This window comes from Hominisplanchenecus sp. (assembly GCF_046967715.1).
GTDB lineage: Bacteria > Bacillota > Clostridia > Lachnospirales > Lachnospiraceae > Hominisplanchenecus > Hominisplanchenecus faecis.
The window spans coordinates 26864-39658 of sequence record NZ_JBKVNQ010000002.1; the positions used below are offsets into that span (position 1 = coordinate 26864).

At 42.3% G+C, this 12795-nt stretch carries 11 protein-coding genes and 1 other annotated feature; of the genes, 3 read left to right on the forward strand and 8 right to left on the reverse strand.

Annotated elements, in window-relative coordinates:
- Positions 1–41: 41 nt before the first annotated feature.
- The 8 genes from ACLTL4_RS00400 to ACLTL4_RS00435 all read right to left on the reverse strand — a co-directional run bounded on the left by ACLTL4_RS00400 (position 42) and on the right by ACLTL4_RS00435 (position 8999).
- Positions 42–1493 (reverse strand): aminoacyl-histidine dipeptidase, encoded by a 1452-nt coding sequence (locus ACLTL4_RS00400; RefSeq protein WP_173895741.1) that lies wholly within the window; start codon positions 1491–1493, stop codon positions 42–44.
- Positions 1494–1514: 21 nt separating this feature from the next.
- Positions 1515–2300 (reverse strand): SGNH/GDSL hydrolase family protein, encoded by a 786-nt coding sequence (locus ACLTL4_RS00405; protein ID WP_173865993.1) that lies wholly within the window; start codon positions 2298–2300, stop codon positions 1515–1517.
- A 7-nt stretch (positions 2301–2307) separates the two neighbouring features.
- Complete coding sequence (locus tag ACLTL4_RS00410; protein ID WP_022118145.1) at positions 2308–4203, reverse strand: ABC transporter ATP-binding protein; 1896 nt, start codon at positions 4201–4203, stop codon at positions 2308–2310.
- Positions 4187–5947, reverse strand: coding sequence for an ABC transporter ATP-binding protein (locus tag ACLTL4_RS00415; RefSeq protein ID WP_022118144.1), 1761 nt, complete (start codon positions 5945–5947; stop codon positions 4187–4189). Before ACLTL4_RS00415 ends, ACLTL4_RS00410 begins: the two co-directional genes overlap by 17 nt.
- Complete coding sequence (locus ACLTL4_RS00420) at positions 5940–6449, reverse strand: MarR family winged helix-turn-helix transcriptional regulator (RefSeq protein ID WP_022118143.1); 510 nt, start codon at positions 6447–6449, stop codon at positions 5940–5942. The genes ACLTL4_RS00415 and ACLTL4_RS00420 overlap by 8 nt, the downstream gene beginning before the upstream one ends.
- A 123-nt stretch (positions 6450–6572) precedes the next feature.
- A complete protein-coding gene (locus ACLTL4_RS00425) occupies positions 6573–7292 on the reverse strand; it encodes an N-acetylmuramoyl-L-alanine amidase family protein (protein ID WP_226911760.1) in 720 nt (239 codons plus the stop codon).
- 203 nt (positions 7293–7495) lie between these two features.
- Positions 7496–8419 (reverse strand): Rpn family recombination-promoting nuclease/putative transposase, encoded by a 924-nt coding sequence (locus ACLTL4_RS00430; RefSeq protein ID WP_173865992.1) that lies wholly within the window; start codon positions 8417–8419, stop codon positions 7496–7498.
- Between the two features lie 403 nt (positions 8420–8822).
- Positions 8823–8999 carry a recombinase family protein gene (locus ACLTL4_RS00435; protein WP_022117962.1) on the reverse strand — a complete coding sequence of 59 codons (177 nt, stop codon included), beginning with the start codon at positions 8997–8999 and terminating at the stop codon, positions 8823–8825.
- A 382-nt stretch (positions 9000–9381) separates the two neighbouring features.
- Here ACLTL4_RS00435 and ACLTL4_RS00440 point away from each other — a divergent pair, with 382 nt between their 5' ends.
- The 3 genes from ACLTL4_RS00440 (at position 9382) to ACLTL4_RS00450 (ending at position 12765) form a co-directional block, all read left to right on the forward strand.
- The gene (locus ACLTL4_RS00440) at positions 9382–10269 is read left to right on the forward strand and encodes a hypothetical protein (protein WP_173865990.1); all 888 of its coding nucleotides are present in this window, start codon (positions 9382–9384) and stop codon (positions 10267–10269) included.
- Positions 10270–10330: 61 nt separating this feature from the next.
- Positions 10331–10597 (forward strand) — a binding site (T-box leader).
- 144 nt (positions 10598–10741) lie between these two features.
- A complete protein-coding gene (locus tag ACLTL4_RS00445) occupies positions 10742–12199 on the forward strand; it encodes an anthranilate synthase component I family protein (RefSeq protein ID WP_412290955.1) in 1458 nt (485 codons plus the stop codon).
- A complete protein-coding gene (locus ACLTL4_RS00450) occupies positions 12199–12765 on the forward strand; it encodes an anthranilate synthase component II (protein WP_412290956.1) in 567 nt (188 codons plus the stop codon). The genes ACLTL4_RS00445 and ACLTL4_RS00450 overlap by 1 nt, the downstream gene beginning before the upstream one ends.
- Positions 12766–12795 lie beyond the last annotated feature (30 nt).

Here is a 12795-nt window from a genome sequence, read left to right on the forward strand (position 1 = left end):
GCCTCTGCCTGATTTTTCATTCTGTATAAAACAGTTATAATTTATGCCTTAATATTTTCCAGCACTTTTACCAGATAATCCCACATACGTGCGGTAGAAGAAATGGAAAGAACTTCTTCTGTTGTATGGATATCCTTCATGGTCGGTCCAAAGGAAACTGCATCCAGACCTTCGATCTTCTCATAGAAAAGACCACATTCCAGACCTGCATGGATCGCTTTTACTTCCGGTCCGTCTCCGAACAGCTCTTTGTAAGAATCTACCATAATGTCACGCAGTTTGGATTCTTTGCGGTACTCCCATGCCGGGTAGTCGCCCTCTGTTACACAGTCTCCGCCCAGGAATTCGCTGAGGTAGCAAACCTTTGCAGTCAGTGCATCTTTTGCACTGTCAATGCTGCTTCGCACACTGCTGACAATTTTGCATTCTTCTTCGTTTAGCATCAGAATACCAGGGTTGATAGATGTCTCTACCAGTCCTTCGATGGAACCGCTCATTTTCTGGATGCCATATGGCACCTGTACCAGGAAGAAAATAATCTTTTCCTGACTTACCTGCTCCAGAGCTTTTTCGGTTGTCTCACCGATTTTTTTCACAGTCACGGTAATGCCTTCATCGGTTCCGGTATATTCCGTTCTCCAGTCATTCTGAAGTTTCTCTGCTGCAGCAAAAATTGCTTCTTCTGCTTCTTTATCTGCAACAAAAACAGCTTTTGACAGTCTCGGGATCGCATTGTCCTTTGTGCCGCCTTCCAGTGCTGTCAGGCAGAACGGGATATCCTGTTCCAGTGTAAATAAAGCCTGTCCGATCAGTTTGTTGGAGTTTGCTCTGTTTTTATCAATCTCTGCTCCTGAATGTCCGCCGTTCAGTCCGGAAATAACCAGCTCATATTTTTCTCCGCTTACCTCCTGATATCTGACCGGAATCGTTGTGATTGCAGAAAGTCCGCCTGCACAGCTTACCCACAGATATCCTTCTTCTTCGGAATCCATGTTGATCAGGTATTTACCTTTCAGCTGTGAGCAGTCCAGAGCTTTTGCTCCGAGAAGTCCTACTTCCTCATCTGTTGTGATAACCACTTCCAGTGCCGGATGTTTCAATGTATCATCATCAAGGATTGCCAGTGCATATGCAACTGCAATTCCGTCGTCTCCGCCAAGTGTTGTTCCGTTCGCAGTAACATAATCGCCTTCGATCATCAGATCCAGGCCATCTTTTTCAAAGTCGTGTGTGGAATCTGCTGTTTTTTCGCAGACCATATCACAGTGTCCCTGCAAAATAACGACTGGTGCATCTTCGTATCCTGCGGATGCTGCTTTGCGGATCACAACATTGTTGCTGTCATCCTGACTGCACTCCAGGTTACGTTCTTTTGCAAACTGTACCAGATAATCACTAATCTGTTTTGTATGATAGGAACCATGTGGAATTTTACAAAGCTCCTCAAAATAATAAAATACTTTTTCCGGTTTTAAACCACTTAAAACACCCATTTTCATTTCCTCCAGACATTTTTATTGTCGTCCGAATCCAGACAGCACTTCCATTGTATAATTAAATATTTTCTGATACGTTTCCGCATCAAAGTGTACGCCGTCCTGTGTGGAATATCCACTCTCCAGCAGATAGGAATTTGTCTCTATCCAACCAGTCTCTGACGGAAGATTATTATAAAGAATATTGTTAAAATTCGCAATATCCTCATTGGAAATATACGGATGATTTTCTACCGGATTTACCGACATATAGTAGACTTCGGCTCCTTTTTCCATCCACTGAGGAATTTTCTCTTTCAGAAGATCAATATATCCCCATGCATTTCCAAGATCGTTGACTCCCATATTGATAATGATCACAGATCCCTGCGTCACTGACTCATCAATCTCTCCAACGGCAGTATCCTGAAACCAGGATAATCCCGCTGAAACCTGACCGATCCACACGCAGCCGGAATCTCCGACTGTTTCATGCATGCCGACCGTCCTGGAATCTCCGACAAAAATATACTGCGTCACATCAAACGATGTCTCGCTGCTCTGCTCTTCCGTTTGTTGTTCTGTTTCCACTTGCTGCGTCTCCGTCTGTTCTTCTTTTTCCGACATTATTTGTGTTGCTTTGCTTACTGCAACAGCATTGGTACGGATACAGCTGAAATTGTATTCTTCCAGACAATCCCACGCCATATCCAGCAGCACTTCTCTTGTCGGTGTACCAAGCGGTGCCTTCGCCCCGGCTGTAAATGCCGGAATAAAAAGGCAGCACAGAAGCAGAATCCATCTGCTAAACTTTCTTTTCTTCATGATCACATCATTCCAGTTCAAATGCTCCTGTATAAAGCTGATAATATTTGCCTTTTTCGGCGATCAGCTTATCGTGAGATCCTCTCTCAATAATACGTCCCTGCTCCAGCACCATTATAACATCAGAATTTCGTACTGTCGACAGTCTGTGTGCAATAACAAATACGGTACGTCCTTTCATCAGAGCATCCATACCTCTCTGTACGATTGCCTCTGTTCTGGTATCAATCGAAGACGTAGCCTCATCCAGGATCATAACAGGCGGATCAGCTACCGCTGCTCTTGCGATTGCGATCAGCTGACGCTGTCCCTGTGAAAGGCTTCCGCCATTTCCTGTGATCACCGTATCGTAACCATTCGGAAGCAATCGGATAAAGTCATCCGCATTTGCAAGTTTTGCTGCTGCATAGACTTCCTCATCCGTTGCATCCAGTTTTCCGTAACGGATGTTTTCCATGATCGTTCCGGTAAACAAGTTTGTTTCCTGCAGAACCACACCAAGAGAACGTCTCAGGTCTGCCTTTTTGATCTTGTTGATATTGATGTCATCGTAACGGATTTTTCCGTCAGCCAGATCATAGAAACGATTGATCAGGTTTGTGATCGTTGTTTTTCCGGCTCCGGTAGAACCTACAAACGCCACTTTTTGTCCCGGTTCTGCATACAGACTGATATTGTGGAGCACGATCTTTTCTTCATTATAACCAAAATCTACATCATAGAACCGCACTTCGCCACGCATTTTTGTGTAAGTCAGCGTTCCATCGCCATGCGGATGTTTCCATGCCCACAGTCCGGTTCTTTCTTTTGATTCCGTCAGCTCACCGTTCTCGTCATATTTTGCATTGACCAGTGTAACGTATCCTTCGTCAACTTCCGGCTCTTCATCCATCAGTTTAAAAATACGTTCTGCTCCGGCAAGTGCCATGACAACCATATTCAGCTGATTTGAAATCTGACTGATCGGATTCATAAAGCTTCTGCTCAGCTGCAGGAAAGATGCAATCGTACCAACCGTCATACCGCCTGCACCGCCAAGAGCCATTGTGCCTCCGATTGTTGCCAGCAGCACATACTGCAGGTTTCCGAGATTACCCATGATCGGCATCAGGATATTTGCGAAACTGTTTGCTGCGGATGCATCCTTGCATAATTCTTCGTTTTTCTGGTCGAAAATCTCTTTTGCTTTCTCTTCGTGACAGAATACTTTGATAACTTTCTGTCCGTTGATCATCTCTTCGATATAACCATTTACATCACCAAGAGCTTTCTGCTGACGTATAAAATAATAACCACTCTTTCCGGCAACACGGCCTGTCACTTGAAGCATGATAAATACAAAGCAGAGTACAAAAATGGTAAGCTGCCAGCTTGTGAAAAGCATGGCAAAAAACACAGAAATAATTGTGATCAGAGAGGAGAACATCTGCGGGATACTCTGTGCAAGCATCTGACGCAGCGTGTCCGTATCGTTCGTATAATGGCTCATAATATCGCCATGTGTATGCGTATCAAAATAACGGATCGGCAGTGTCTGCATATGTTCGAACATCTCGTCTCGAATACGTTTTAACGTTCCCTGTGCGATACTTACCATCGTTCTGTTGTAAAACAGGCAGGCAAGGATTCCCACTGCGTAAATACATCCCATGATCAAAATGGAACGGAACAGCGGTGCAAAGTCCGGTGTGGCTGCCTGAAGCAGCGGTGTGATATAACTGTCGATCAGTGTCTGCAGATACAGTGAGCAGGACACCATGGCAAGTGCATTGACCACGATACAGATCAGGACAGCAGCAAAACGCAGTTTATAATGTCCGATATAAGACATCAGTCTTTTTACAACATCTTTATTTACTTTTGCCATTCCTTCCGGTCCTTTTTTGTTATTCGGCTGTCTCATCTTCGCTTCCTCCTTTCACCTGAGAATAGTAAACCTCCTGATAGATCTCATTGGATGCAAGCAGCTCTTCATGCGTGCCAACCGCAGAAATATGGCCTTTATCCATAACAATAATCTTGTCCGCATCCTGTACCGATGAAATACGCTGTGCGATGATAAATTTCGTTGTATCCGGGATTTCCTCACGGAATGCCTTTCGGATCAACGCATCTGTTTTCGTATCTACCGCACTGGTAGAGTCATCCAGAATCAGGATTTTCGGTTTTTTCAGAAGTGCTCTTGCAATACAGATTCTCTGTTTCTGACCGCCGGATACATTGCTTCCGCCCTGCTCAATGTAAGTATCGTATTTATCCGGGAATGTCTGGATAAAATCGTCAGCCTGGGCGAGCTGACAGACATGAATCAACTGTTCATCTGTCGCATTTTCATTTCCCCAGCGTAAGTTTTCTTTGATCGTTCCGGAGAACAGCACATTTTTCTGAAGAACCATCGCTACCTGATCACGCAGAGCTTCCAGATCATATTTTCTTGTGTCCAGACCGCCTACTTTCAGGCTTCCTTCTGTGACATCATAAAGTCTCGGGATCAGCTGAACCAGCGTTGTCTTTGCCGAACCGGTTCCTCCGATGATACCAACCGTCTCACCGGATCTGATATTTAAATTAATATCAGAAAGACAGATCTTATCCTTTTTCCCTGTGTAGCTGAAGCTTACATGATCAAATACAACGGAACCGTCTTTTACTTCTGTTACCGGAGATTCTCCATTTGTAAGGTCGCTTTTCTCATTAAGAATCTCTACAATACGCTCTGCAGATGCTCTGGAAATAATGATCATAACAAATACCATCGACAGCATCATAAGACTCATCAGAATCTGCATCGCATAAGAAACAAGGCTCATCAGCTGACCGGTAGACATACCATTTACCGGATCATTTCCGGTTGTAACGATCAGTTTTGCACCAAACCAGGAAATCAGAATCATACATGCATACATGCAGAACTGCATCAGCGGCATATTGAATGCGATCAGTTTTTCTGCAAATGTAAAATCGTTATAAATCGATGTGGAAATTTTTTCAAATTTCTCAATCTCATGATCCTCACGGACATAAGATTTCACAACACGGATTCCGTGAAGATTTTCCTGCACAACATTGTTCAGTTTATCGTAAGTTTTGAAAACTTTTTCAAATACTGGATGTGCATGTGTCATAATAAAATACAGTCCGATGCCAAGAATCGGTGCCGCCGCCAGGAAAATCACTGCCATCTCAGAATTTACCTGAAATGCCATAAACATAGAAAAAACAAGCATGATCGGTGCACGGACTGCCATACGGATGATCATCTGATATGCATTCTGCACGTTGGTAACGTCCGTTGTCAGACGCGTTACGATACTTGCCGTTGAAAATTTATCAATATTGGAGAAAGAAAAATTCTGTACATTGTAATACATATCCTTTCTCAGGTTCTTTGCAAATCCGGCAGATGCCCGTGCGGCAAATTTACCGGAAAGCACACCGAACATCAGTGAGATCATCGCTGTGACAGCAAGCAGAATACCCATCTTCCAGATATATCCCAGGTTCTGTGCCTGAATACCGTAGTCGATCAGTCTTGCCATCAACATCGGAATGATCACTTCCATGATTACTTCAAGCGTGACCATCGCCGGAGATAAAAGGGAATCCTTCTTGTACTCACGGATGCTCTTCATCAGTTTCTTAATCATGATTGGCCTCCTTATTATCTTTTTTTTCGTAACATTTGTTTTTTATCGAACATTCCAGATCTTCTATGAGGTTCTCGCGAATCTTCTGTGTCAGCTGAAACAGACAGTCAATATCGTCCGCTGTCATATCCTTTACCAACAGCCGTTCCATTCTACGGATTTGCTCTTTCACAAGATCACTGGCTTCATCGCCCTTTTCCGTCAGAACAATTTTCTTCAGTCTCGCATCCCCGGGATAAGACTGCATTTCAATATATCCATTCTGCTCCATTTTCTGCAAAATACCGGCAACAGTAGAGCGTGTAAGGCAGAAACGCTTCACAATATCCCGCGGAAAAATGTCCTTTTGAGGATTTTCTTTAATATACTTTATAATCCCGCCCTGGACATACTGGAGATCATAAATTCCACTTTTTTTCTTATCGTACTCAATTTTTCGATATAAAAGATTGGATAATGACAAGATCTCTCTGCCCACTTCACGTTTTTCTCCAAAATCCATCTTCGCTTCACCTCCTGTCTGATTGTTCGTTGTCGAACAATTATAAGGCGAATAAAATTTTTTGTCAATCGTTATATCGCACCAATTTTTTCATCTGAAATCAAATATTTTTGGAAGCATACTTTACATCTTTGCCGCAAAATATTTTTGGATACCGTCACAAATCGATTCTGCTGCCTTCTGCTGATAGGTATCTGTAATTAAAAGTGCTGCCTCCCTCTCATTCGACAGAAAACCGCATTCCACGATCACCGCCGGAGCTTCACTCCGTTTCAATATGTAGTACGTGTCATTCGCCTTGATTTCCCGCGGTCTTTCGATCTGCAGCTCTTTATTCATAACATTCTGAATACATCCGGCGATCTCCTTGCCCTCTGCCGAAGTCGTATAATAAAAAACCTGAGGTCCCGATACATACTCCTCCGTGTAACTGTTCTGATGAATACTGACCGCCATCGCCGGTTTTGTCTCCCTGATCTTTGCACACCGGTTCCTCATATCCGTGCTCTTTTTATTTCCCTGCTCCGGTCCCTTTACACTTTCGTCCGCCTCCCGCGTCATCACAACCTCAAATCCCGCCTTCTCCAGACAAACTTTTAGCTTCTTTGCAATCGCCAGATTGATATCCTTTTCCTTCGCCTGATTGATTCCAATCTTCCCCGGATCATCACCACCATGCCCCGCATCAATCAAAATAACCTTCTTCTCCACACTGCCGGAAGCCGGAAGTACATTTTTTACTCCGCCCGTAAAAAGCAGAATTGTACACGCCAGCACCAGAATTCCCATCCATACTTCCGCAGGGATATTTTTCAGCCGCAGATCATACATCAAAACCGTCACCCATTTTTGGACTCTTGTGACAGTTTATTCAGAAAGAAACCCATTTAAGAACAGGTTAAATGCAAATCATAATTACCTGGCACTGTTAGGACGCCACTTTTTCAGTGGCGTCCTGTTAGAAGTGGGAGTCTTCTCCGACTAAGATAAAAAATCTCTGCAAGAGTTCCTGCCGTAAGTCGCTCCTGCAGAGGGGAAATGTTCATTTAATCCAGTGCCTGTTCAAACTCCTGAACGGTATTTGCCTTTAATGCTTTTGTAAACCAAATGTCCAAAAGATCTACATCCGGTTCTTCTTCGATTCTTTTCCTCGTCTTTTCATCCACGCCTCCTTTCATTTCCAGCACACGTAAAATAAATTCCACTCTGCTGGCTTTCTTTTCCTCTTCCCTTCCAAGCTCAATTCCTTTCGCAATGCCCATCTTTTCCAGCCTCTCTGCCACATCACACATACTATGCACCTCCTTCTTTTTCTTGAACATTTCTTTATAACGGTCGTCACCTGTCATTACCTGCAACAGTTTTAACACTTCATCTACATGCTTTATTTCTGTCGGATCATCCGGGATATAATCTTTGTTCTTTCTTTTTTTCACAAAGAAATTTGCTACGATTCGAAAATCACTTTGGAATCTTTCTATTTCTTCCTCTGTAAGCCATGCGATCTCAAAGACCTGCATACTGTAGTCATTTACAAACTTATCCAGCCCTTCCGGTATTTCCATCAAAGATTTAATATTTTTCTTGCTGTTCCAGTGTCTGTCCGTTCCAAAGTATAATACGATTGTTACCACCGGAAGAATCTTTTTTCTCTCTTCCAATAACTGACTGCGGTACGCTGTCCCGTCATATCCTATCACGCGGAACGGCATATTTTTTTCCACAACACTCTGGTTCTCAATCCCGCAAATCGCAAGCTCTACTTCCTTTTCTTTCCAGTACTTGGCTACGTCTCGCTCCAGCTCATGTACCTTTTCATCTTCCGCCTTGTACTGTGAATGAATGGACGTATTTTCCAGTGCCTCCGGCAGGATTCTTTGTTCTCCTGCAAAAAGCAGTCCATTCATAATATCCGCAAATACATCATTATAATCTGCCAGAATCTTTTCTGTAATATCCTTTTCTCCCATAGCTTCTCCTTTTCTTTTGTTCTTTTTACGTGAAGAAGCCACAGGATGTAAGTTTTTCCCTCAAATAACATTTCAGGTAATACTGCTTACTTTTAAGTATACGAAAAATTTTTATTTCTTCAAGCCGCTTCACGCAGGTCTTTTTTAAATTGGATTTTCCTGCCGAACGGCATTGAATTTTCATTGAGTTTTGAAAAGCAATACGATTTTTGCTTTCTGTTTGATAGATATATAATATATTTTACTTCTGTTTTGTGTTTATTATAATTATCTATGTGATGTTTGTCAACTATTTTGTTATGTGCTTTGCATGGTATTTTTACATACACTTTATAAAATCAACATCAAAAGTAAACTTTATAACAATAGGGAGGCAACCCTCCCCATCAAAAAATTTCATCTTTTATCCTTCTTTTAATTTTCTGATCAGCTTACGATATTCCGGACGTTCAAAGTCTTTTCCGGACTGATAATCGCAGTAAATATTTTTTGGTGAAATACTATATGGTTTTAATGCCATGATCTGCCTGTCTATGTGCTGCTCTTTTGTAGAAACTCTGATATATGCATATTGTTCCATCTTCATCCTCCTGTGCTATGATTTTTCTCTTAAATAATACAAGCGCTGCCGCGAAGATGAGATGCCCCTTCGCTTCATAAATATTGCAAATAAATTTATATCTATATCAGTAATATATTTTATACAATATGTAACTCTCTATTTTATTTTTAAATTTTCTATAAACTTTTCAAAATCTCTTGTCAAATATTTCAATCAATGTTACTATATCTTCAAAGCATATTTCTCTTTACGGTATTTCTACCATCTGTTTTTTCTAATCTCATTTCAGAAATCCATGCTTTTATCCCATCAAAAAAATAAAAAGCAGGAGTTCTGAATAAAAAACAGAAACAGACTTTTTATCTGTCTTTTATCTCCTGCAATACAGGAGGTAATGCCTATGGCAAGAAAAAAGACAGCTGCTACGAAGAAAAAGCAGGCTGGAAAATTGCACACATCTGCAAACCGCAAATATAAAGACACGGTATTTCGTATGCTATTTGCAGATAAATCCAATCTTTTGTCACTCTATAATGCAATGAGCGGAAGCGATTATCACGATCCTTCCAAACTGCAGATTATTACACTGGAAAATGCGATTTATATAGGTATGAAAAACGATCTGGCATTTGTTATCGACACAAATCTGTTTTTATACGAACATCAGTCAACCTATAATCCAAATATGCCGCTTCGCAACTTGTTCTATATTTCCAGTGAATACCAGAAAATGGTGGATTCAAACAAACTCTATTCTTCGACACTGTTAGAGATTCCTGCACCGCATTTTGTTGTTTTCTATAATGGAACCACAAAGCAGGAAGACAGCTGGTACAACTACCTGTCAGACTCCTATCATAATTTTTCCGGTATTCCCGATCTGGAACTGAAAGTAGTGACCTTAAATATTAATAAAGGACATAATAAAGAATTGATGGAACAGTGTCAGACCTTAAACGAATATGCTCAATATGTAGAGAAAGTCCGTACTTATACAAAAGAAGACAACTTAGATAACGCTGTGGAACGTGCCGTAAATGAATGTATCCGTGATGGAATTCTCGCAGATTTTCTCGCCCAAAACAAATCGGAGGTAATTGCTATGAGTATTTTTGAATATGACGAAAAAGCAGTTCGACAAGTATACTATGAAGATGGACTTAAAGCTGGCATACGAACCGGCATTTTAAATATGCTGAAAGCAAAAAAGTATTCCCTGGAAGAGATTTCTGAAGTTTTTCAGGTTCCGGTAGAGGAGATTGAGCAAATAAAAAAACAACAAATATAATTTCCCTATTGACAAATCCCCACCCCGGTTTTATACTCAGAAACAACAAAATATTTATCACTTTAAACCGATGAACAAGAGAAGTAAGCAGGAAGTTTTATTCCCAGAGAGCTGCAGGCGGTGTGATTGCAGTAATAAAGATTTTGCCGAATGGACTTGTGAGGGCAGTCTGAAACTGTATATTTTCTTTATCAAGATATAAGGAGTAGGAACTGACGGTGGCTCGATCCGTTATCAGCAGAGTATGTATGAATGTACATAACAGAGTGGCTGCAATGCAGCAATTTGGGTGGTACCGCAGAAGTAATTTATAGCTTTTGTCCCTTTAGAGGGGACAGAAGCTTTTTTTATTATGTCAGGGTCATAGGTCTGAAACCACGATATGCAAATATTGGAGCAAATTGTGAGAGTACGAAATACGAAGCAATTCGTATGGCATTTTTATATATTTATAAAAGGAAAGGAGTATCGCATGTATCCAGATTGTGATGAGATTTTAAAACTTGCAAATGATTACGATATTATTCCGGTCTGCCGTGAAATTTATGCAGATGTTATCACACCGATCACGCTTCTTAGAAAGCTGTCCGGCATCAGCAGCAGATATTACCTGCTGGAAAGTATTGAGGGCGGCGAAAAATGGGGACGCTATTCTTTTCTCGGATACGATCCGGTGATGCGTGTTTCCTGCAAGGAGGGCGTGGTAACCATCGAAAAGGGCGATGAGGTTGCAACAAAGCAGACAGACAAACCGCTCGATGTTCTGCGTGAAATCATGAAGGATTACAAAGCTCCACGTCTTGCAGGACTCCCTCCTTTTGCCGGAGGATTTGTCGGATATTTCGCATATGCCATGATCGGATATGCGGAACCGACACTGAACATCAAAAAGGGCATGTTCAATGATTATGATATGATGCTGTTTGATAAGGTCATTGCCTACGATCATCTGACTCAGAAGATCAGCGTCATTGTAAATATGAAGACCGACCGTGTGATGGAGAATTACGGAAAAGCTGCTGCCGATATCCAAAATATCATCAATATTATCCGCACTGCCCCGGCTCCGGAAATCCCGGTTTCTTCTTCAAAAGTGAATTTTACCTGCAATGTCACTCAGGAAGAATACTGTAAGCTGGTTGAAAAAACAAAAGAATACATCATCGATGGTGATATTTTCCAGGCAGTTATTTCAAGACAGTTCTCCACTCCTTACGAGGGCAGCCTGATCAACCCGTACCGTGTACTGCGTACCACAAATCCTTCTCCGTACATGGTGTACCTGAGCATTGACGGTGAAGAGATCATGAGTACTTCCCCGGAAACGCTGGTCCGTCTGGAAAATGGCCGCCTGACTACATTCCCGGTAGCCGGTTCCAGACCGAGAGGCACAACACCGGAGGAGGACAAGGTTCTGGAAAAGGATCTGCTTTTCGACGAAAAAGAACTTTCCGAACACAATATGCTCGTCGATCTCGGCAGAAATGACCTCGGTAAAATTTCGAATTTTGATTCGGTTGAGGTTACAAAATACATGATGATCCACCGCTATTCCAAGATCATGCACATCTGCTCACAGGTTGAGAGCAATATCCGCAGCGACTGCGACGGCTTAAGTGCGATTGAAAGTGTCCTGCCGGCCGGAACGCTTTCCGGTGCACCAAAGATCCGTGCATGTGAGATCATCGAAGAACTGGAAAGTGAACAGCGTGGGATTTACGGCGGTGCACTCGGTTATCTTGATTTTACCGGAAACCTGGATACTTGTATCGCGATCCGCATGGCAGTCAAAAAAGATGGTCATGTGTATGTTCAGGCGGGCGGCGGTATTGTCGCTGACAGTATTCCGGAAAATGAATATATGGAATCCTACAACAAAGCACTCGCTGTTATGAATGCCGTGAAAAATGCAAAGGAGGTGCTGGAATAATGATTCTCTTAATTGATAATTATGATAGTTTTTCTTATAATCTTGTTCAAATGGCAGGAAGTATCAACCCGGATATCAAAGTCATCCGAAATGATGCCATGACCGTAGAAGAAATCCGTGCCCTCGCACCTTCTCACATCATTCTGTCCCCGGGACCTGGTTATCCGAAAGATGCCGGTGTCTGCGAAGAGGTTGTGCGGCATCTTCAGGGAAAAATCCCGATCCTCGGCGTGTGTCTCGGACATCAGGGCATCTGCGAAGTATACGGCTGCACCATTTCTCATGCAAAACAGCTGATGCACGGAAAAAAGAGCCGCATCCACATCGATAACAACAGTCCGATCTTCAAAGGACTGGACGAAGAAATGGATGCCGCCAGATATCATTCACTGGTTGCTGTCCGTGAAACCGTTCCGAATGTTCTTCAGGTGATCGGGGAAGATAAAAACGGAGAAGTGATGGCAGTACAGCATAAAACGTACCCGGTATATGGACTGCAGTTCCATCCGGAATCCATTCTCACACCGCAGGGACGCATCATTCTTGAAAACTTTTTAGATTTATGATGCCTACGGATTGTTCCGTGCGTCGCACTC

What these genes read in the sequence shown, in the direction of transcription:
- ACLTL4_RS00400 (WP_173895741.1), bottom strand. Translation starts at nt 1,493, where the DNA reads ATGGGTGTTTTAAGTGGTTTAAAACCGGAAAAAGTATTTTATTATTTT.
- ACLTL4_RS00405 (WP_173865993.1), bottom strand. Translation starts at nt 2,300, where the DNA reads ATGAAGAAAAGAAAGTTTAGCAGATGGATTCTGCTTCTGTGCTGCCTT.
- ACLTL4_RS00410 (WP_022118145.1), bottom strand. Translation starts at nt 4,203, where the DNA reads ATGAGACAGCCGAATAACAAAAAAGGACCGGAAGGAATGGCAAAAGTA.
- ACLTL4_RS00415 (WP_022118144.1), bottom strand. Translation starts at nt 5,947, where the DNA reads ATGATTAAGAAACTGATGAAGAGCATCCGTGAGTACAAGAAGGATTCC.
- ACLTL4_RS00420 (WP_022118143.1), bottom strand. Translation starts at nt 6,449, where the DNA reads ATGGATTTTGGAGAAAAACGTGAAGTGGGCAGAGAGATCTTGTCATTA.
- ACLTL4_RS00430 (WP_173865992.1), bottom strand. Translation starts at nt 8,419, where the DNA reads ATGGGAGAAAAGGATATTACAGAAAAGATTCTGGCAGATTATAATGAT.
- ACLTL4_RS00435 (WP_022117962.1), bottom strand. Translation starts at nt 8,999, where the DNA reads ATGGAACAATATGCATATATCAGAGTTTCTACAAAAGAGCAGCACATA.
- ACLTL4_RS00440 (WP_173865990.1), top strand. Translation starts at nt 9,382, where the DNA reads ATGGCAAGAAAAAAGACAGCTGCTACGAAGAAAAAGCAGGCTGGAAAA.
- ACLTL4_RS00445 (WP_412290955.1), top strand. Translation starts at nt 10,742, where the DNA reads ATGTATCCAGATTGTGATGAGATTTTAAAACTTGCAAATGATTACGAT.
- ACLTL4_RS00450 (WP_412290956.1), top strand. Translation starts at nt 12,199, where the DNA reads ATGATTCTCTTAATTGATAATTATGATAGTTTTTCTTATAATCTTGTT.